16 protein-coding genes are annotated in these 21,852 nt (G+C 48.4%); 5 read left to right on the top strand and 11 right to left on the bottom strand.

The window, feature by feature from the left end; genetic code table 11:
- Window positions 1-52 precede the first annotated feature (52 nt).
- Complete coding sequence (locus OCV68_RS00240) at window positions 53-1,423, bottom strand: MATE family efflux transporter (RefSeq protein ID WP_147622441.1); 1,371 nt, start codon at window positions 1,421-1,423, stop codon at window positions 53-55.
- A gap of 314 nt (window positions 1,424-1,737) precedes the next feature.
- On the opposite strand from OCV68_RS00240, the gene OCV68_RS00235 reads away from it, so the two are divergent.
- From OCV68_RS00235 to OCV68_RS00220, 4 genes are all read left to right on the top strand, one after another.
- Entirely contained in the window at window positions 1,738-3,408 is a 1,671-nt protein-coding gene (locus tag OCV68_RS00235; RefSeq protein ID WP_262570032.1) for a formate--tetrahydrofolate ligase, read from the top strand.
- A 150-nt stretch (window positions 3,409-3,558) separates the two neighbouring features.
- Window positions 3,559-4,605 (top strand): nicotinate-nucleotide--dimethylbenzimidazole phosphoribosyltransferase, encoded by a 1,047-nt coding sequence (gene cobT, locus OCV68_RS00230; RefSeq protein ID WP_022475570.1) that lies wholly within the window; start codon window positions 3,559-3,561, stop codon window positions 4,603-4,605.
- Window positions 4,605-5,120, top strand: a complete 516-nt coding sequence (locus tag OCV68_RS00225) for a bifunctional adenosylcobinamide kinase/adenosylcobinamide-phosphate guanylyltransferase (protein WP_262570030.1) — start codon at window positions 4,605-4,607, stop codon at window positions 5,118-5,120. Before cobT ends, OCV68_RS00225 begins: the two co-directional genes overlap by 1 nt.
- Complete coding sequence (locus tag OCV68_RS00220) at window positions 5,117-5,884, top strand: adenosylcobinamide-GDP ribazoletransferase (protein WP_262570027.1); 768 nt, start codon at window positions 5,117-5,119, stop codon at window positions 5,882-5,884. Before OCV68_RS00225 ends, OCV68_RS00220 begins: the two co-directional genes overlap by 4 nt.
- On the opposite strand, the gene OCV68_RS00215 is transcribed toward OCV68_RS00220, so the two are convergent.
- The 10 genes from OCV68_RS00215 to OCV68_RS00170 form a co-directional block, all read right to left on the bottom strand.
- Window positions 5,859-6,410, bottom strand: coding sequence for a DUF6198 family protein (locus OCV68_RS00215; protein WP_262570025.1), 552 nt, complete (start codon window positions 6,408-6,410; stop codon window positions 5,859-5,861). The two genes, OCV68_RS00220 and OCV68_RS00215, sit on opposite strands and share 26 nt — an antisense overlap.
- A 145-nt stretch (window positions 6,411-6,555) precedes the next feature.
- The gene (locus OCV68_RS00210) at window positions 6,556-7,719 is read right to left on the bottom strand and encodes a fibronectin type III domain-containing protein (protein ID WP_262570024.1); all 1,164 of its coding nucleotides are present in this window, start codon (window positions 7,717-7,719) and stop codon (window positions 6,556-6,558) included.
- Between the two features lie 161 nt (window positions 7,720-7,880).
- Complete coding sequence (locus tag OCV68_RS00205) at window positions 7,881-10,382, bottom strand: bifunctional diguanylate cyclase/phosphodiesterase (RefSeq protein WP_262570022.1); 2,502 nt, start codon at window positions 10,380-10,382, stop codon at window positions 7,881-7,883.
- 157 nt (window positions 10,383-10,539) lie between these two features.
- Window positions 10,540-11,454 carry a 3'-5' exonuclease gene (locus OCV68_RS00200; RefSeq protein ID WP_262570020.1) on the bottom strand — a complete coding sequence of 305 codons (915 nt, stop codon included), beginning with the start codon at window positions 11,452-11,454 and terminating at the stop codon, window positions 10,540-10,542.
- 36 nt (window positions 11,455-11,490) lie between these two features.
- A complete protein-coding gene (locus OCV68_RS00195) occupies window positions 11,491-11,913 on the bottom strand; it encodes a CBS domain-containing protein (RefSeq protein ID WP_022475563.1) in 423 nt (140 codons plus the stop codon).
- A gap of 209 nt (window positions 11,914-12,122) precedes the next feature.
- Window positions 12,123-13,139, bottom strand: a complete 1,017-nt coding sequence (gene mreB, locus OCV68_RS00190; RefSeq protein WP_262570019.1) for a rod shape-determining protein — start codon at window positions 13,137-13,139, stop codon at window positions 12,123-12,125.
- Window positions 13,140-13,175: 36 nt separating this feature from the next.
- Window positions 13,176-16,316, bottom strand: coding sequence for a hypothetical protein (locus tag OCV68_RS00185; protein WP_262570018.1), 3,141 nt, complete (start codon window positions 16,314-16,316; stop codon window positions 13,176-13,178).
- Window positions 16,317-16,746: 430 nt separating this feature from the next.
- On the bottom strand, window positions 16,747-17,619 hold the full coding sequence (locus tag OCV68_RS00180) for a carbohydrate ABC transporter permease (RefSeq protein WP_262570016.1): 873 nt from the start codon (window positions 17,617-17,619) through the stop codon (window positions 16,747-16,749).
- Window positions 17,620-18,531, bottom strand: a complete 912-nt coding sequence (locus tag OCV68_RS00175) for a carbohydrate ABC transporter permease (RefSeq protein WP_022475558.1) — start codon at window positions 18,529-18,531, stop codon at window positions 17,620-17,622.
- A 239-nt stretch (window positions 18,532-18,770) separates the two neighbouring features.
- Window positions 18,771-20,207, bottom strand: a complete 1,437-nt coding sequence (locus OCV68_RS00170; protein ID WP_022475557.1) for an ABC transporter substrate-binding protein — start codon at window positions 20,205-20,207, stop codon at window positions 18,771-18,773.
- A 475-nt stretch (window positions 20,208-20,682) separates the two neighbouring features.
- Between OCV68_RS00170 and OCV68_RS00165 the strand changes: the two genes are divergently transcribed.
- Window positions 20,683-21,690, top strand: coding sequence for a LacI family DNA-binding transcriptional regulator (locus tag OCV68_RS00165; protein ID WP_147622453.1), 1,008 nt, complete (start codon window positions 20,683-20,685; stop codon window positions 21,688-21,690).
- Window positions 21,691-21,852: the final 162 nt, after the last annotated feature.

Raw genomic sequence — 21,852 nt, 5'->3', positions numbered from 1 at the left:
AGGGCGACATGAAAATAAAACACCCCGTATCCGAATCAGATACGGGGTGTTGTTATGCCTGTTGAACCTGTGGCGTTTCCGCTCCGTACTTTTTAAGGAGCCGCCTGCGGCAGAGAAAATATGCGGGGATAAGGAAGCTGTCAGCCAGTATCCACGCTGCGGGAGATGCAAAGCAGGCTGCGTCAAATCCGAAAATGCCAACAAAATATGCAATGGTTCCTCTTCCAACCATTTCAAGCACGCCTGCAAAGGTGGCTGTGGGAGAAAATCCCATTCCCTGAATGGTGAAGCGGACGATATTTACCAGCGCAAGAGGGAAATAGAACGATGCCAGTATGAGCAGGAACTGCTTTACCAGCGGGATAAGGTGTGCGCTCTTTTCATCAAGGAATATCATTGCCAGATAATCGCCTGTGAGCAGCAGGAACAGGAAGCTTGCCACTGAGTAGATAAGTCCCAGCAGAACGCATGAGCCCATGCCCTTGTTGAGCCTGTCCCACTTTCTTGCGCCCACGTTCTGACCCGCATATGTAGCCATGGTGCTTCCCATTGCGTCAAAGGGGCAGCAGAAGAACATGGAGAGCTTGTTTGCGGCGGTAACTGCGGTAACGTACATGGTTCCCAGCTGATTTACGGCTGTCTGGAGCACAACGCTTCCGATGGCAGTGATGGAATACTGGAGACCCATGGGAAGTCCCATTGCAAGGAGCATTCCTATGTTTTTGCCCGAGGGCTTCCAGTCGTCCTTATCCATTTTCAGCACGGGGAAGTCTCTGCAGACCTTGAAAAGGCAGCCGAAGCCCGACACAAACTGTGCGATGACTGTTGCAATGGCAGCGCCGAAAACGTCCCACTTAAATGCAACGATGAACACGATATCGAGAATGATGTTGATTATGGAGGCGATAACCAGCCATACAACAGGTGTGCGGCTGTCGCCCAGGGAACGGAGAATTGCGGCGGTCATATTGTAAAGAAAATATGCGGGAATGCCTGCAAATATAGTCAGGATATAAATGTATGCACGCTCAAAGATATCCTCGGGGGTACTGGTCATTTCAAGTATCTGTGTGCAGAAGATGACAGTTGCTGCGGTAATGACAGCACCGAAGATTATGCAAAGCCAAAGCGAGCCTGAAACATATTTTCTCAGCTGCTTGTAGTCCCCTGCGCCGAACATCTGGGAAACGGGTATTCCGAAGCCGTTGCATATGCCCATTACAAAGCCTATGACAAGGAAATTCACCGAACCGGTGCTTCCCACGGCGGCAAGAGCGTCACCACCCAGAAATCTGCCGACTATTGCGGTGTCAGCCACATTGTAAAACTGCTGGAAGAGAAAACCGAACAGCAGAGGTATTCCAAAGCTTAAGATAAGCTTCATAGGTTTGCCCTCTGTAAGGTCACGAGTAACAGAAGCCATATAAGCACGTCCTTTCATTATAGAGCCGATATCTTCTCGGCAATTTTTATATTATAATGCTTTGTTTTGCAAAATACAATGACAATTTTGGTCAGTATTTTGAACAAAAAATTTTCTGCATACTGCACAAAATCACCAAATTCTCAAACGTTTATTATGGTCACAGCAATAGAAAAACAGGAAATTCAAATATTATTTATCAATTACGGTTTCCAAAAGCGAATTATTATGATATACTATTTTATATGAGTCATACCGATTTGGAGTTATCGGTATATTTGGAAAACCCAAGAATGATATAGGGAGGATACACCATGCTTTCTGATATTGAGATAGCACAGCAGGCGAATATGAAAAAAATTACCGAGGTAGCGGCTTCACTCGGTATTTCTGAGGACGATATAGAGCCTTACGGTCATTACAAGGCAAAGCTTTCCGAAAAGCTTTTTGCTGAGACTGCAAATAAGCCCGACGGCAAGCTGATACTCGTTACCGCCATCAACCCCACCCCCGCAGGCGAGGGCAAGACCACCATTTCCGTAGGTCTTACCGAGGCAATGGCAAAGATAGGCAAAAAGGCTGTACTCGCTCTCCGTGAGCCCTCTCTCGGTCCCGTGTTCGGCATCAAGGGCGGCGCAGCAGGCGGCGGATATGCCCAGGTAGTCCCTATGGAGGACATCAACCTGCACTTCACAGGCGATATGCACGCCATCACATCTGCAAACAATCTTCTCTGCGCACTGCTCGATAACCATATGCAGCAGGGCAACGCTCTGGGCATCGACCAGCGCAGAATAATGATCGACCGCTGCATGGATATGAACGACCGTGCCCTCAGAAACATCATCGTAGGTCTGGGCGGCAAGGTAAACGGCATTCCCCGTCAGGACAGCTTCAGAATTACCGTTGCCAGCGAAGTAATGGCTATTCTCTGCCTTGCTACCGACCTTGCAGACCTTAAAAAGAGACTGGGCAGCATTCTCGTTGCCTATAACTACAGCGGCGAGCCTGTTTATGCAAGGGATATCGGCGCTGAGGGCTCTATGACCGCTCTGTTAAAGGACGCTCTCAAGCCCAATATGGTTCAGACCCTTGAAAATAACCCCGTACTTATGCACGGCGGTCCTTTCGCAAACATTGCCCACGGCTGCAACTCCGTAAGAGCAACAAAGCTTGCTCTTAAGCTTGGCGATTACTGCATCACCGAGGCAGGCTTCGGCGCTGACCTTGGCGCTGAAAAGTTCTGCGACATCAAGTGCCGTTTCGGCGGTATCTCCCCCGACTGCGCTGTTATCGTTGCAACTATCCGTGCCCTCAAGTACAACGGCGGCGTGCCTAAGGCAGAGCTTGCAGAGGAAAATGTTGAAGCTCTTGAAAAGGGCATCGTTAACCTGCTCACTCACATTGAAAATATGAAGAAGTTCGGTATCCCCGTTGTCGTTGCTATCAACCGCTTCGGAACCGACACCGACGCTGAAATTGCGGTAGTTGAAAAGTTCTGCCATGAGCTGGGCGTTGAAGTCTCCCTTGCAGAGATATTCGCAAAGGGCGGCGAGGGCGGAACAGACCTTGCCGAAAAGGTTTGCCGCACCATTGAAAACAACAAGGCTGATTTCAGGTACCTTTATGATGAAAAGCTTCCTATCAGGGAAAAGATAGAAATTATCGCAAAGGAAATTTACCGTGCCGACGGCGTAAACTACACCACTCAGGCAAACAAGGCTATCGCCGAAATAGAGCGCCTGGGCTTCACCGATACTCCTATCTGCGTGGCAAAGACACAGTACAGCCTTTCCGATGACCCCACAAAGCTTGGCAAGCCCGAGAACTTCACCATTACCGTAAGAGATGTGAAGCTTTCCGCAGGCGCAGGCTTTGTAGTCGCTCTCACAGGCGATATCATGATAATGCCCGGTCTGCCCAAGGCACCCGCCGCAATGAAGATCGACTGCGACAACAACGGAAAGATAAGCGGACTTTTCTGATAATCAAAACGGGCTGCTGCAGTATCATACTGTGACAGCCCTTAATTCTATGCAGACAAACTTTGATACTTTGTCCGTACCTGCGGATTTTTTATAAGCACATATGCTTCCCGTACACCCCTGTATATCAAACCTCGAAAGGATCTCCCTATGGAAAGGATAAAAGCCATAACTCCGCCTGACAGCGCAGCGATGAAGCGTGCGCAGGATAAATGGAACAGCGTTGCAAAGCCCCTGCACAGTCTGGGTCAGCTGGAGGATATCATCATAAAAATTGCGGGCATAACAGGCAGCGAAAGCTTTTCTCTCGACAAGCGCTGCGTAGCGGTGATGTGCGCCGACCACGGTGTTGTTGAGGAGGGCGTGACCCAGAGCGACAGCAGCGTTACTGCCATAGTTGCAAAGTCCGTTGCAGAGGGCAGCTCCAACATAAATCTTATGGCCCGCTCATGCAATGCAGATGTGTTCGCCTATGACGTGGGCATGAACCGTGATGTGGAAGCTAATGGGCTTATCCGCCGCAAGATATCATACGGCTCGGAAAACATTGCAAAGGGCGCCGCAATGACTTATTCTCAGGCGCAGGCAGCTCTTTCCGTGGGAATGGACGCAGTGCGTGACCTTAAAGAAAAGGGCTACAAAATAATAGTCACGGGCGAAATGGGCATAGGAAACACCACCCCCGCCGCCGCCGTCACCTCAGTGATAACAAACGCCCTGCCCGAGGTCGTTACGGGAAAGGGCGCAGGTCTTGACAGCAAGGGGCTTGAACGGAAAATATCCACCGTAAAGCGTGCTTTGGATATAAACCGTCCTGACCCTGACAATGCCCTTGATATCCTTTCAAAGATTGGGGGCTATGACATTGGCGCAATGACGGGTCTTTTCCTTGGGGGCGCATATTATCATGTTCCCATCGTTGCGGACGGAATGATATCCGCCGCTGCTGCAGCTCTGGCAATAAAATTCAACAAGCTGTCACGGGAATATATGCTCTGCTCCCACACCTCCTCCGAGCCTGCAGCGGCAATGCTTCTGGAATATATCGGGCTTAAAGCACCTATATGTGCAGGGCTTCATCTGGGTGAGGGCACAGGCGGTGTTCTGCTGCTCCCCCTTATTGACGCTGCCATGGCGGTATATAACTCATCTCATCTTTTTGAAGCGCTCTCAATAGAGCAGTACAAGGAGCTGTAATGCTTACACTTATAACAGGCGGCTGCAAATGCGGAAAATCCTCCATTGCCGAGGATATTCTTTCCGACTTCTGCGGCAGAAAGATATACATAGCCACAATGGAGCCTTTCGGCGAGGAAGCTCACACTGCCATCAGCCGACACCGCATAATGCGGAGCGGCAAGGGCTTTGAGACTGTGGAAAAATACACGGACATTCAGGATATAGACCTGCCAGACGGCTGTGCCGTGCTTCTTGAATGTGCCTGCAATCTTATGGCAAACGAGATGTTCTCAAAGGGCGAGAGATCCCCTGCGCAGAAGATAATAACAGGAATATCAAAGCTTTCAGGTCGTGCCGACCGCTTTATAATCGTTACAAATCAGGTGGGCGATGACGGCATCGGGTACCCTGATGAGACCATGGAATACATCAGGCAAATGGGTCTGCTGAATGCCGCAATAGCACAGGCGGCAGACGTTGTTATCGAGGCTGTTTACGGCGTGCCTGTGTATCTGAAAGGAGCTGCAAAATGAGATCGCTTATATCGGCATTTGCCATGTACTCACGTATCCCCATGCCGCCCATTGAGTGGAAAGAGGAAAACAGGCGGTATGCTTTGTGCTTTTTTCCGCTGATAGGTGCGGTCATCGGGGCGGTAATGCTGGGCTGGCAATGGCTTTGTAACGTGCTTGGAGCAGGCGATATGCTTTTTGCAGCCGGCTGCACGGTCATACCCATAGCCATCACAGGCGGCATTCATCTGGACGGCTTCTGCGACGTAAGCGACGCAAAGGCTTCCTGCGCCGAAAAGGAAAAAGCTCTTGAAATAATGAAAGACTCCCGTGTGGGAGCCTTTGCGGTGATAGATCTGGCAATATATCTGCTTATCCAGACGGCACTTTTTGCGGAGCTTAGGAACACCTCTGCCATGCTGTGCGCAGCGCCGGTTTTCGTGCTCTCACGCTCTTTCAGCGGGCTTGCGGCAGTGAACCTTAAATGCGCAAAAAAAACGGGCACGCTCCAGGATTTCTCCCTGCCTGCCCATAAAAAGATAACTGTTACCGTGCTTTCATGCACGGCTGTGTTGTCCGCCGTTTTGATGGTGCTTGCCTCCCCTGCCGTGGGAATATCCGCCGCTGTGGGTGGGATACTGTCTTTTGCATATTACCGCAGCTTTTCATACAAGCGCTTCGGCGGCATCACAGGCGACCTTGAAGGCTGGTTTTTGCAGATATGCGAGCTTACATCTCTCGCATTCATCACAGCCGCCGTTAAGCTTGCTGCTTTTTTGACATAAAGCTTTTGAAATAAAACTGCTTGTTGATAATATCCCCTGCTATGCCAAGAATAGTACCTATTCCCAGTCCGTCAATGCGGCCGAGGCAGAAAAATGTAAGTCCTGCGGTGACGGCAAGGCGGGTAACATCAAAGCCTATCTTTATTTTGGGATAGGCTATTTTTGTTATATCCGCCAGCTCTCGGGGGAACAGGTCCGTAGGGACAATGGGCAGCTGACAGCGGTTTGACAGCGCTATTCCTATGCAGATAAGCACGTAGCTTATTATGAAATATACTATTCTCCACGCAAGAGAAGATGGCAGAACGTTTATCCACAGCTCATGAACGTCCAGCAGCTCGCTGAACACAAAGCCCACCGCAAAGCTGAACAGATACGAGGTGACGAACTTCTTTCGCATTATCATAAGGCTCAGTATGCCTGCTCCCGAATACAGCATAAGCACCACGCCGAAGCTGTTTATCAGCACAGCAAGAGCCAGCGCAGCTTCACCTCTGAAAAGCTTTTTTCCGTTTGTTTCTATCATTTGGCATGATCTCTCCATAATAAATTCCGCTTTATGTTTTACTACCATGAAAAGAACAAAGCAAACAGATTTTTTTGATGATATCTTAACAAAACGGGGCTGCCGCATTTCTGCGACAGCCCTGAATTATTTATCGGATATTTTGTTATCTTATGGTAGGCGCCTTTTCCTGGCTTGCGCATCTTGCGGTAACAGGAGAGCTTGCCTTGCCGGCGTCATACTTTCTTGTGGAAGAGTTATAGACAACTGCTGCAACACGGAACTTGTAGTCCTTGTCGCCGATGATGCCTGTTACGGTGCACTTTGTGCCTTTAACGGTCTTGTAACGGACATACTTGCCCTTGACTTCATCGTACATATAGATCCTGTAGCCGTCAGCACCCTTGACCTTGCTCCATGAAAGGATTATCTTGTTGGTTCCGGACTTTGCCTTTACGTTCTTGGGCGCAGCAAGCTTTGCCTGAGAAGCAATGGTGTCGGTGGAAGTGGAGGTAGATGGCTTTGAGCTTGGCTTGTTGGGCTTGTTTGCAGGCTTCATGGTTTCGTAGTTGGAGTCATTGTTATTGGCAGCATTTGCGGCAGCCTTTACATTAACGGTTATGGAAGCTGCTGCCGAGTAGGTAGTGTTGGTAACGGTAGCTGTGTAGGTGTTGTTGTAAAGCAGCTTGTTGATAGTTATAGTGTTCTTTGTGGTATCGGAGAGAGCCACAACGTTTCCTCTGCTGTCGGTAAGTCTTACACGGAAGGTATCCACATAAGCCTTGTTGGAGGAAGCCACGGGATTTGTCCACGTAAGGGTGATAGAGGAATTAGTGCAGGAAGCGGTAAGATTTTCGGGCTTGCCGTATGCTTCGTAGCTGCTCATATCAGGCTTTACGGTGAACATTGCTGTGGAATCCACAAAGGGAACCAGGTTGCCTTCGTTGATGTCGTTGCCGTAAATTCCGATAACGCTGAGAGTGTATCGGGTATCAAGCAGTCTGCCGTTTACATCGGCATTAAGAGGAAGCTGAGTGTAGGGAATTACGATAGAAGTTTCGCTTGCGTTTGCGTAGCTGGTAGAGATTATGTTGGCATTTTCATCGCACACCTGAATGAGATAGTATGTGCAGGGTGTAACAGCCTTCCATGTAGCCTTTACGCAGCTGTTGTAGAGCTTGTAGCTGATGTTTGTGGCATAAGCGTAGGTATTATATGCAGCGCTTACCGAAGTGCCGAAGCCGAAATCAGCAGCGGGAACAGCAACGGCGGTTCCTGCCATCATAAGAGCTGCAAGCAGTGAAGCGGTGATCTTATAAGTATATTTCATAATAACCATCCTTTCGTCACGAATCATAGTGTGTTTATCCTGTACCTATATAATACCATATATTCGTGTGAATTTCAACTGTCCGAGGCGTTTTGTAATAATTTGGTGTTAATTTGTAAACAGAAAAGCGCCCCCTTTTTCAAGAGAACGCTTTCCATAATTTATACATTTGCGGAGCTGTCGGCATTTCCCTTTTCACGTTCCATGCGCTCTGCCGCAAGCTTGTTGGAGTTTTCTTCCAGTGACTGCCTGCTGGGCTTGTGAAGCTCATCGTACTGCTTTACAAACTCCAGTGCGTCCTCCGCATTAAGTGGCTTGCTCATAAGGAAGCCCTGAATGTAGTCGCACTTCATCTCGCTGAGGATATTGTACTGCTCGATAGTCTCAACGCCCTCTACAACAGTTGCAATTCCAAGGTGCTTTACCATGTCGATGATAGAGCCTGTTATCTGATAATCCTTGTGCTTGCTGCATATCTCATCAACAAAGGACTTATCGACCTTCAGGCACTTGATTGGCATATCTTTAAGATATCCGAAGGAAGAATAGCCTGTTCCAAAATCATCAAGTGCAATGGCAATGCCCATATCTGCGATCTTCTGGATCACCTTGTCGTTGCCGTCCATGAAATCAACCAGACAGGTCTCGGTAAGCTCTACCTGGATATTTGCGGGATTGATGCCGAACACATCAATGGTTCTTGCCACCTTGTCCAGGAAGTCGCTCTTTTTGAGCTGAACTGCGGACACGTTTATGGACATGATAATGTCCTTGTTGTACTCGTTCATTTTCTTGAGATATCGGCAGGCGGTCTCGAATATCCATGTGCCTATCTCAACGATAGCGCCTGTTTCCTCAGCCACCTGTACAAAAGTAAAGGGAGGAACGAAGCCCAGCTCCTCGGATTCCCAGCGGATAAGCACCTCAAAGCCGTGGATATCGCCGTTCTGAACGGAAATGATGGGCTGGAAGTTAAGGAACATCTCGTTATTTGCCAGAGCGCTGTTGAGCTTCTGTGCGATAGTTGCTTTGCTGAGCACCTTCTGGTGGAGGGAAGCATTGTAATAAGCAGTTCTGCCCTTTCCTCTCTCCTTGGCACGGCTCATAGCGATATCAGCGTCACGCAGGAGCATATCTGCGTTGGTATCATCATCGGGATAAACGGAGATACCTACTGAGAACTGCGCATACATCTTGTCGTTGAGTATCTCGATAGGCTCCCTGAAAGCATATCTCAGGTTAGCCACCAGTTCGTCGATAATGCCGTAATCGTCGTTGAATTCAGTAAGGATAACAAACTCGTCGCCGCTGAATCTGAACACCCTGTTCACAACAGTCCTGAGCCTCTGACCGAATATTTTCAGGAACTCATCGCCCTGCCTGTGGCCAAGGGTCTCGGTGATCCACTTGAAGTTGTCGATATCAATGAAAAGAAGTGCAAAGCGCTTTCGGGACTCGTCCCTGCTCACTGCCAGATCCTCGATATACTCGTACATCTTGTATCTGTTCTGGAGGCCTGTGGTGGGGTCAAGGTTTGTGTAATCGTCGATAACAGCGTTCTTGTCCTGCAATGTCTGCGCCAGATTATCAACAGACTTTGCAATAAGACCTATCTCATTTTCCGACTTGGAATTTATCCTGAAATTGTAGTTTCCTGCGGATATCTCGGCAATGGAGCTGGATATCTCGGGGATATCCTTTGCCTCGTGGCGGATAACGTTCAGCGTTGCGATAAGCTCTATCACGAAAAGGCAGGCAAGAATGATTATCTGCTGGAGATACATCTTGCTGAAATTGCCGTCAGCCACATGACCGTCAAAGACGATGACCGTGCGCCAGCCCATGAGGACGGTTCTGCTGAGAACGTAGCTTGTGGTGTTGCCGCTTCTGAAGCCCATGAGCGAGCCGCTTTCGTTGTTGGTTATAAGGCTCTTGAAATCAATGCTCCTGTCGGGGGAAATGGAAAGGAAGCCGTTGATATCCTGGGGCATACAAACGATATTGTTATCGCTGTCCAGCACAACAGCATATGCACCGTCAAAGAAAAGGCTGTTTTTGAGCTCTGCTGCAAGGTCAGCGGAAGATATCTCCGCTCCCACGCAGCCTGCGAACTCACCGTTGAAGTTTACGGGCTTTACAATAAGTATCTGGGAATCCTCTGAAAGGAAGCTTCCGTTTTCATCGGAAATGGTATATAAGTACGAATTCTGTGAAACAGCGCTTGCCGCATTTGAGAACCAGCCGTAATCCTCGGTATTTATCTTTGTCCTTACTCCAGAGCTTGAAACGGCAGAGCCGTCATTTGCGGAAACGCACCATATTACCTTTGAGCCGCTTGACGCTGCAAAAATGCCGTTTATGGAATCCACCGCATACTTTTCGCCGCTTTCATCGGGGGAAGCAAGGTATCTGCCTATCTCATTGTCCCTTGCCATTATCTCCAGCGGCATATTGGCAGCCGTTATGAAATCGTTGAACTTGTTTGCCGCTGCGTCCGACGAGTTCATTATCTCACGGGTAACATCGGTGTTGATATTGCTCCTAGTGATGATAGAGGTCATACAGGCAAACAGCACTATGAATATAACATTAAAAACGAATATCAAGGCGATTATTCTCTTGATAAAGCTCTCCTTGAATGTGTTTTTCAGCTTTTTAAACATAATTAACCCCGTTTCATGTTCAGTTTTGCCGTTCTCCCGCAAAGGAATGCGGCTAAAAACAGCCTTGTATCATTGCGTTATTATTATAAAAAACACTTCTAAAACAAATTGCATCATATTATAACATATATGCCCGATTTTTTCAAGTTAAATTTCCTTAATTTTCAGAGCTGATATCAGACACATTTTCAGCCAGAGCTTTTTCATAGCTTTCCCTGAATTCTGCGGTAAGCCGCACAAAGCGCCTTGTGGCGGAAAAGCTGCCGTCGGGACATGGTGTGACCTTTATCCTTGCGGAATATTCGCCGTGCTCGCTGCATTCTGCGCAGTTTATGGCTATATTCTGCGCCGTGCGTATCCATTTGCCTGTTTTCATCAGCCGCCTGCAAACAGGGCAGCGGCAGGTCCTTATGCGCCTGCCGTACATGGCTTCTGAGGCGCTGCGGATATTCTGATAGGTGCGGAAATACTTCTCGCTCCTTATTCTTTCCGCTTCGGCAATCATGTCGTCATACTGGGTAAGATAGTCGGCAAAGCCCATTTTCAGCCCCACGCAGGCGGCATAATATGCGTCGTTCAGGGCATCGTGCGCCCTGAGGTTCATTTCAATGCCGTAATGCTCCACCGCCGACTGTAAGCTGTGCTGCCTGCCGTCGCAGAGTATCCTGCGGGCAAATATGATCTGGAGGTCGCAGAACTTAGGGTGCGCTTTCATATCCATGCCGTGGACTGCAAGATTGGCTTCAAGAATTTTTTCGTCCTCGCCGCCCCATGTGAGGATTATGCAGTCCTCACCGCACCATTCAAGAAACTGCTCATATGCCAGCGTGAACTTTACGCCGTAGGTCATAGCGGCTGTTCCCAGCCCTGTCACCCTGCCAACAGCGTAGTTCATCTTCTTGTAATACCGTGGTATAACGCAGGAATAGAACTTATCGCTAAGCGTTGTTCCGTCAGCTGATTTTACGGCTCCTATGCGTATTATCTCGCCGTGGAGAGGCACGGTGCTCATTACGGTATTTGCCTTGCCGTTGGGCTGGTTCCACTCCATGTCAAGAAAAATGTAGTTCAAAATATCATATCCTTTCGCTGAGGGACAATGGCTGAGTTATTTTGCGCCGTTTATGCCGTCTGTCAGCCTGTGCTTCATGTGCATGAGCACGTCCTTTCGGGTAACGATGCCCGAAAACATTCCTCGGCTGTCGATAACGGGCACGAAGTTCTGCTCGATTATCCTGTTGAAGAGAATGTCCATATCCGCATCAATGGTCACAGCCTCAAAGCGGGTGTCGCTTACCAGGTCAGCAACCGTGTGACCGTTTGCGTCAGCGGCTTCAACACTGCCTGCGTCCAGCAGACGGTAGAGAAAATCACGTTCGCTGACTACTCCCAGGTACATTCCCTCCCTGTCGATAACGGGAACGGCGGTAAAGCCGTGAGCGATAAACTCTTTCAGGCCTTCCTTTGCGGAAAGGTCGCCGTATATATAAGCCACCATACTCTTGGGCTTTAAAAGCATTGCTGTATTCATAATGATTCTCCGTTTCTTACCCCGTGATTTTTAGAACCTGTCTTCATAAGAAATGTGTGCGGATTTTCGAGCATAATTTTGTTGCAGAGTAGGCAAAAATCCGCAGGCGGGCTTTCGCCCGGCAAGGATTTTTAACGCAGTCTGCGGCAAAATTTGCCGAAAAGACGTGCGCATATGCTTGTGAAGACGGGTTCTTAGATGTCCTATTATCATATCTCGCTGTAGCCGTAAAGGGATATCTTCTCAAAGCCGTCCAGCAGAGTGTCAAGGTGGTCAAAGGCAAGACTCGTTCCCCTTGCCACACATCTCAGCGGGTCATCGGCGGCATATGTGTGTATCTTTGTCTCGCTTTCGATGAGCTTGTCCAGCCCGCCTATCAAGGCACCTCCGCCTGTAAGGATTATTCCGCCTGAATGTATATCTCCCGCAAGCTCGGGAGGAGTCTGCTCCAGAACGCCTTTTATGGCATCCACAAGCTCGTCCGCTATGTCGATTATCGCCTTGTATATGTCATAATCATTGAGCTTCAGCCTTGCGGGAAGCCCTGTTACAAGGTTCCTGCCCTTAACGTCCATCTCCCTGCCGCCGTCGGGGGAAAACACATTTGCCAGCGTTATCTTTGCATTTTCCGCCGTGCGCTCGCCGATAAGGATACGGTACTTGTTCTGCACGTATTTGATAATGGCAGCGTCTATCTTGTTGCCTGCAAGCTTTACGGAGTTCTTGGCAACTATGCCGTTCATGGAAAGCACGGCGATATCGGTAGTTCCGCCGCCGATATCCACCACCATTCGTCCCCTTGCTTCCGAGATATCCGCACCTGCGCCCATAAGTGCCGCCACAGGCTCCTCGATAAGATATACCTTCTGCGCTCCCGCCTGACGGGCAGCTTCTATGACCGCCCTGCTCTCAACATCGGTGATAAGTGAGGGCACACACATAACTATGCGTGGCATGAGCATCTGCCTGCCTGTAACACGGCGGATACACTCACGGACAAGCGTTTCGGTCATGTCATAGTCGGAGATAACGCCGTCGCACAAAGGGCGGATAACGGCAATATAATCGGGAGCCTTGCCTATCATCTTATAGGCTTCCGTTCCCACCGCCATAATGTCCTCTGTCTTTTTATTGTACGCCACCACGGCAGGCTCGTAGAAAACCACGCCCTTGCCCCTGATGCTTATCATAATGTTGGCAGTGCCAAGATCTATTCCAATATCCATATGACCGACCATCTTTCAAATAATTTAGCAATGATATCACCAGCGCCATTCGGACATCATTTTCGCAAGCTTTGACTTTTCTCCGCCGCTCTTTCGCTTGAGCGCCTCGCCCGATACTCCCGCAGCGGTAAGGATAACGCCTGCCGCCAGAAGATATATCCACCATGTCCTGCTGTTCCACAGCCTTGCCGTAAGGAAAAGTGCCTCCACAACAGCGGAGACCGCAGCCAGCGCAAACCACCTTTTCTGCCGCAGTGCAAAGGAGATAAAAAGTATCAGCACTATTGCCGCTCCGAGTATCACTGCGTCAGCCGCATAACCCGACTTCATCGCAGCGACGAACAGCACGATCACGCATATCACCGCATCTGCAAAGGAGACCAGGTCTGCCACGTCGCTGCCCTTGTAAATAAGCCTGATAAGCACTGCAAACGCCGCCGCAGGAATAATGTTCCACTCTGTCACAATTATCTCGGGAAGAGTGAGCACAGGCTGCGTCCACCAGAAGGGCATTATGACCAGTGCCGCCAGCGTAAGGAAAAGCTTATTGACGGAAGCAGAGTTTTCTTTCCTTACAAGGTTCAGCAGTATAAGCCCCACCATTCCTATGCCGAGCCATACGGCGTATTGTCCGCCGTCGCTCAGAAGAACTATCAGCTCGACCGCTGCGGTCATGGAAAAGAAGTCAAAGGACTTACCGTTCCACAGCTTTTTTCTGAAAACGATCCTGCCGATAACAGAAGCGATGACCGCACCTATGAGAACATATATCCACGGCATTTCGCTATAGCTTGTGTTCATATCGCTGAAATACGAGTAGGTGAGGAAGTACCATGCCAGCATATCTATTGCCGCAAAAGCGGAATTTTTCCGCATAACAGCCGCCCCGCAGCCGAAAAGCATCAACAGCACTCCGCAGGGATAAAGCAGGCGGTCGCCCTCGCAGCCCTCATACATCAGCAGCACCGAATAAAGGGGCATGGCAGCCGCAAGGAAGCTTCCCCCACAGCTGTCAGCGGCAGAAAGGAAAGTGCTTTCGCCGAAAGCGCTTTCACCGTTTTTGGGGAAAATATACACGCCGAACATAAGTATCATCAGCACCGCCGCAGCAATATAAGCGGCAGTACCGCCGTTTGTTCTGCCAAGCTCATAGCCCAGCGCACATATCATAAACAGGGCAAAAAAGCCGTAGGCGCCCGAATATTTTCTTTTCACATCATAAGCCCAGCCGATGACCGCATATACCGTCACCGCTGCCGCCGCTGCAATTATCGGTTTATGCGCCGCAAAGGGATAAAGCAGGCATATCACGGGTATCCCCAGAGAAAATGCCTTTGAAAACCGCCTGAGTGGCTTTATCAGCACCGCTGCGCAGGCAGCAATGCAGTAGATAACAGCCGTTACAGCGTAAGCGTCATAATATCTGAACTCGCCCAGCACCTTGAACGGGTCATAGGCATATATGGGGTACGCCAGCGCCAGAAAAGCTATTGGAAGCATTACGGAAGCCTTTCCGCCATTTCTGCCGCCAATGACCGCCGCAGCCGCTGTCATGAGCCACATGACAAATATCACCGCCGCACTGTATCGGCTGATATTCACGGCAAACATACAGATAAGCTCCGCCGCAAACACGGCTATACCAAGGTTATTGACATAAAAATACTTTTTGAGCGGCGAAAGCTCCGATAACGCATAATAAGCCAGCATAAGTGCGCCGAGAACGCAGAAAGCCGCTCCGTAAGGGGTTAATGTATGCACAAATGAAGCTGTTTCATACGCCAGCCAGCCGAATGTCACTGCCGACTGTACCTTTGCATATCCGCCGTTTCTCACGTTCACAAAGGCGGACTGCGCAAACATGACCGCCGCAGATATGAGCATGGTAAGCTCAAAGCCATTAAATCCGCCGCCTATTATCTCACAAAGCACCGCACCGATGATGATGATTGTTGATATTACCCTTGAAAAGCCACTCAGCACTGCCCGCACATCTGCACTGAAAAAGTTCATCATGCAGAGCACGGTAATTGCCGCTATTACCGCAGAAGCGCATATTATCCAGCCGTCCGCCGATGAGGGGGAAATTCCCCTTATCACGCCTGCCAGCAGATACACGCCAAAGGCAACCACCCCTGCGGAGGGCTGCCGTGACCTTGCCGCTCCCGCCATGAAAGATGCGGAGATAAGCACCGCAGGAAGCAAGAACCACAGGCTTCCGTCAGATATTATAAGCGAAACAGCCGCAAGAGACCATGTGCAAACGGTGGTAAAAAAGTGAAATTCCTCACCCACCGCGCCCATGGAACATTTTATCTGCGGCTCAAACAAGGTCATGGCAAGCAGGACTATGCCTGCAATTACAGCTGCAAAGTCTGCGTATTCCCTGAACTGTATCATCAGCGACACAAAGGCTGCGCTGAGAGAAGCATATGCTATCCTTGAAAAGGACGTACTTTTATAAATATGTGTGCCCACGAAAAAGCAGCCCGAAAGCAGCAGGAACATGGTCATAAAGACCAGTGCGCAGCCTCCGCCGAAAAATGAGAACCATCTGCCGAAAACGCCCAGCATTCCCCCTGCCGCCGCAGCCGCAGGCAGAAGCACGCTTCCCAGCACGAAAAACACCTTTCCCGCCGCTTCAAGCTTCAGCTTTCTTGCCGCAATAAGGTGCATGGCAAAAAACACAGCCGAAAAGCTTATAAGCACCGCCGATTTAAAGAAATTATTCAGATTTCCCCATGCGGCAGCCGCAAAAACAAAGCCTGCCAGCGTGATGAACATTGCACCCAGAACCATTATAACAACGGAAGCATTGGTGCCGTTCTTTGGAGTCTCGGCATGGCTTTCGTGAGGTATATATGGCTGAGCCATTTCTTCATGCACAGGCGCTTGTGGGACGGCATACATATTTGCATATGTATTTTCGGATTTATTTTCATTTTCCGACTTTGAATGATTTGAAGTATTCAAAGAAGATTCCTCGCCCTGAGGAACTGCCGGCTTTTCAGGCCCATGTATATCCTGCTTATGAGAAACATCACTGTGAATGCCCTCCTGCCTGTCGGAAAGCTGCTTTCTGAGCCTTTTAAGCTCGGAAGCCTGACAGATGCAGACCACTCCCAGTATCAGCGGCGAAATGAGCCATATAAGTATGAATAAAACCAATATCTCCATATAATACCGTCCTTTGTGCCATGCCGAAAAAATGTCCTTATTTAATGCAGTACCTTAAAATATTATAACCTTTAGAACGGCTCATGTCAATAGCGTAGTGAAGCGGCGAGCCTATTTGCGGGCAAAAATATAAGGTCGGCGCAGCTGTCTTTTCTAACGGGCATAGTATCATTTACCTGCCACACCTAAAGGCGTTGACAAGGCTGCTTTTTTAGGCTGTTCACTAAAGCTTCACTGTCCCTGATATCTGATACTAATCACCAATAAAACTATAGACAAAAAATCATCGCATAATCCATATACGCAAGATTATGCTCAATTTTTTGTATAGTTTTTAATTGGTGCTTAGTATGATGCGGTGGCAATATAACCCAAAAATCCCCTTTGCCGCAGGAAAATTGCCTGCGGCAAAGGGGATTTCGCAATTATGTCATTCCTTGACTGATCCGTTTACAAGTCCGGCATATATCTGCTTCTGCAATGCAAGGAAGATCACAAGTGCAGGGATTATGCAGATAACGATGCCTGCGAAGATTATCTCCCACTTTGCGCCGTAGGGGCCCATGAAGCGGTACAGGGACGTGGACACAACGGAAAGATTTTCGGAGGGCATATAAAGCTGGGGAGTGTAGAAGTCATTGTATATCGAGATGACCTTGATGATGAGCACTGTTGCGATAGCGGGTTTAAGAAGGGGAAGAATTATTTTGAAGAAAACTGTGAAGTAGTTGGCGCCGTCAATGATAGCACTTTCGTCCAGCGAATAGGAGATGTTGTTAAGGAACTGAATGAAAATGTATATTGAGATGATGTCTGTACCAATGTAAAGGATAATGGGTGCAGCCATTGTTCCCACAAGGTGGAAGGAGTTCATGATGCGGTAAACCGTTACCTGCATGGAGATAGCGGGGAAAAGAGTCGCCAGCAGGAATGCGGTTTTGAGCACCTTTCCGAAAAGTGTATGGAAGCGCTGGAGCACGTATGCTGTCATTGTACCTGTGATGATAGTACCTGTGCAGGAGATCATAATGATGATAGCTGTGTTTTTAAGTCCAAGCAGGACCTTTCCGTCAATAAAAGCTGTCTTGTAGTTATTCCACTCGACCTTTGTGGGGAGGGCAAATACATTGGAGGAAAGGAACTCCGTATTGCTTTTGAGCGAGCCTAAGAATACTACTATAAGAGGGATAAAGACTATCAGGCAGGCAAATACCAGAACTGCGTATTTAAGGAATTTGAACAGTCCTGCAACAAATTTGCCGCTGGAATATGTTTCCTTGGAGGATACTGCGTTTGTACTCATTTACTTATCCTCCTTGAAAACAAGCTTCTGGATTATTGTTACCACCACGATTATCAGGAACAACACTACAGCCATCGCCGAGGCAAGCCCGACCTTGTGGAACTTGAATGCCGTCTCTGTTGTCTGGATAACGAAGGTGCTTGAACCAAAACGTCCGCCTGTGATGATGAAAGGTATTTCGTACACGCTGATGGCACCCTTTACAGCCAGTATCATTTGCAGCAGGATAATGGGTCTGATGCTGGGCGCAATGATGTACCTGAATACCTGGAAACGGTTTGCACCGTCAAGCTCTGCCGCTTCATATATGTCGGGAGATACGGACTGGATAGCGCCTATGAACATTACAAGGTCAAATCCGATGTATCGCCAGATGGATACGAATACCAGGCAGATGTTTACAAGTCCCTCAGTGGAGAGAAATTTTACGGGGTCTCCGCCGAAGAGGGTGATTATTGAGTTGAGTGTTCCGTCGGTGTTTGTTACGCCGTCGCCCTTCTGGAAAAATCTGCGGAAAATAAGAGCGACCGCAACGGTGTTTATCATGTAGGGGAAGAAAAGCACTCCCTTGAAGAAGTTGGAGAAACGTATCTTCGAGCAGAGGATAGTTGCAAGGAACAGCGCCAGACTCAGCTGGATAAACGAACCTACAAGATAGTAGATGCTGTTCTTGAATGCGTCGAAATATTCAGGGGTACTGAAAACCGTTTTATAGTTCTTAAGTCCCACGTTCTGAACATTTACGCCGAATTCATCACGCTGTTCAAAGCTGAACTTTATCATTTCTGCGGCGGGAATGTATGTGAAAACAATCAAAAGAACAGTAGGTATCAGCAGAAAAAGGCAAACTGTCACCATTTTTTCGATGTAAGATCTGCTGAGCCTGCCGTTCTTAACACGTACCTGATCCATTGGTCAGCCCTCATTCTTTACAGAGTTTTGCTCGGAGCGGTAAACCTGCGCATGGCTTGTGGGTCCTGATACAAATGTATCGCCATGCGCCGTTTACTGCGTAGGGAGAAAAGATTCCGGTTTTACCCGGAGGCATATGAAAAAAATCAAATTGGAGAAAATGCCAATATTAAGTTCCCTTGTGTGCAGCCCGCATATCGCATATGCGAGCCGCACGGGGATCTATGAATGGAAAGCTATTAGCCGAGGATCTCGTCTCTTGTCTTGTCCCAAGCAGCGTTTACGTCAGCGCAGATCTTGTCATAGGAATCTCTGCCCTCGCCCTTGAATGCTGCCTCAGCCATTCTGAACTTGTAGTTGGTGGAAGCGTCGCCCCAAGGATCTACCTCGGAAGCCTTTGCGATCTCGTCCCACTTGCCCATGAGGTTCTCGGGAGCAGCGGTCTCAACGAACAGCTGTACGCCAAGCTCATCGAAGGAAGCAAGTGTCTCAGGCATTGCAGCGCCCTTAAGACCGGAGATCTCGCCCTCGTTCTGTGCAAATCCGGAATCGGTGCAGAACCATGTAGCATACGCCATAGCAGCGTCTATGTTGGAGGAGTTCTTGTTAACGCTCATCATGTAGTCGTTCTGGGAAACGGAGTAGATCTGTCCGTCAACGCTGTTGGGGAAAGGCATATATCCAACATCTGCGGGATCAGCGCCTACCTGCTCAGCAGCTTCCTGGAACTGGCTGATAGCCCATGAACCGAGAACCATTGTGCCGATCTTGCCCTGAGCGAATGCAGGCTTGCAGCCTTCCCAGTCAGTGGTCATAGGATCTTCTTCGTGGAGCTTGGGATCAGCGTAGATGTCAAAGAGTGTGCCGTAAACTGCATCATAGGGGCTGCCCTTGGAGAAAAGCTCTTCCTTGTTTGTAAGGAGGTCGATGTTGTAGGAGGGATTTCCGGAAGCGCCTACTACCAGTGACTGCCACTGGGTAATGCACCAGCTTGCATTGTAGTTTGTATAGTAAGGAATAGCGTCGGTGTTTTCAGCGATCTTGCCGAGGCACTGAACGAATTCCTCTGTTGTCTTGGGAAGTTCGGTGATTCCTGCGTCTGCCCAGACCTTCTTGTTGTAAAGAACGCCGGATGCTGTACCGCCTGTAGGAAGCGCATATACGCTTCCGTCAACGCTGTAGTTTTCCAGCCAGTAGTACTTCTGGGAAAGGTCATCGTAGGAACCGAAGGAAGCGAAGAAGTTGGGAAGATCAGCCTGCTTGAGTGCCTGAGGAGTCATAAGTACGTCGCCGTAGTTGTCGGACTGCATCATTGTTGCAATGTCGTCAGCGTAGTTGGTGAAGGACTGATACTCAACTGTTACGTTAGGATAAAGAGCGTTGAAGCCCTCGGTAAGCTTTGCCATTGTGCCGTCCTGGTCACGGTCGGTACGGTGGTGAAGAACCTTGATTGTGCCGGAGATCTCGGAGTTGCCCTCAGCTGCCTGTGTGTCAGCCTGAGTGTCAGCCTGAGTGTCATCGGAAGCGCCGTTTGCAGCAGCAGTGGTCTCAGCGGAATTAGCTGCGGTAGTGGTTGTGTCACCTGTAGATGCGTTGTCGCCGCAGGCGGTGAAGAATGTGCCTGCCATCATTACAGCTGCACAAGCAGCTGCTGCTCTCTTGAATTTCATATTCATTGTAAAACCTCCTAATAAAATTAACAGTGCCGTAGGTGTTTGCGATGTCTTAATTATAGCAATATGAACATATATGTCAAGACTAAAAGGCAAGAAGCGGCGTTTTTACCAACCTGATTTTGTTAACATATTGCATATTCCACAACCTTGACTTATTTTTAGCTGATTACAGTATAATATGCACATCATTTCGGTTCCATATTGTGGAAACTGCACACTATTTTACCGTTTTGAGAAATCGTTTTCACCTTTTCATCACATTTGCTAAATCGTTTCAGAGATATTTATATAATCATTTATTCATAATAAGTTTAATACGTCAAGTTAAGTTAATCTGTATATCGTGTTAATAAAAACGTTTAGGCTTGTTTTGTTAACTTTATTTTCTTTGGTTTTTTATCGTCAAAACGGGTTGAAATCAGGTTAAAAATATGATATTATAGTAATATGAAATACCAGGAAGGTGGTCACTGAAATGAGCAAAAGCGTAACCATGCGTGACATTGCAGATAAGCTGGAAATAAGCGTCGCCGCCGTATCAAAAGCATTGACGGGCAAAAGCGGCGTCAGCGCAGAGCTTAGAAGCAAGGTAAAGCGCACTGCCGATGAAATGGGCTACAAATTTGACGTAGAGACAAAAAAGAAATCCTCCCGCAGCAGCAACATCGGCATCATCGTAGCGGAAAGATTTATTTCTGACAATTCATTCTATTTCAAATTCATTCACGGCATATCAAAAGCACTCCAGCAGCACGGAAACTACGCCCTTTTCCATACTCTTACGGCCAAAAATGAGGAGAACGTTATCCTCCCCGATATATTTTTTCATCAGCGTGTTGACGGGATAATCGTGCTGGGTCAGATATCCGCAGCATATATCCGTGCGGTCACGGATACGAAGATACCCGTGGTGTTCCTTGATTTCTATGACGAGCTTACATCGGGCAGCTGTATCGTCTGCGACAGCTTTTACGCAAGCTATGAAATGACCAACCACCTTATACATAACGGTCACAAGAACATTGCATTTGTGGGGAATATCCACACCACCAGCAGTATTCAGGACAGATATCTGGGATATGTAAAGTCGCTTATAGAGCATGATCTTCCACTGAGGGACTATTTCCTTATAAGCGACCGTGACACAGCCACAGGAAAGATGATGCCGATATCATTGCCGCTGATAATGCCCACAGCCTTTGTGTGCAACTGTGACGAGACCGCCTGCCACCTTATCACACAGCTGAAAGAAAGCGGATACAGGGTTCCCGAGGATATATCAGTCACGGGGTTTGATAACTCGGTTTACAGCAGCATAAGCGTTCCGAACATAACCACCATAGAAGTAAATACCGCACAGATGGCGAATGTCGCAGTGGAGGCATTGCTTGAAAAGATAGACTCGCCCTCATTTTCCATAGGAATGATACAGATCAAGGGAAAGATAATTTTCAAGGACTCGGTAATGTCGCTGAATTATTGATAAGACAGCAATAAGCCAAGAGGCAAAACAGCAAAATAAAAAAATCAGCACAAATAAAATCAAGGCAAAGGTGTTATTTTTACCGAAAGGCTTGCGGTGGGATCGGCTAAATTATTGGTTGTCTATTGACTTAATCATTCTTGCCGATAACATCACCTATAA

Origin of the sequence: Huintestinicola butyrica (genome assembly GCF_025567215.1) — a bacterium.
GTDB lineage: Bacteria > Bacillota > Clostridia > Oscillospirales > Ruminococcaceae > Huintestinicola > Huintestinicola butyrica.
Note: the sequence above shows the minus strand (reverse complement) of the source record. Positions and strands in the feature narration are given on the sequence as shown.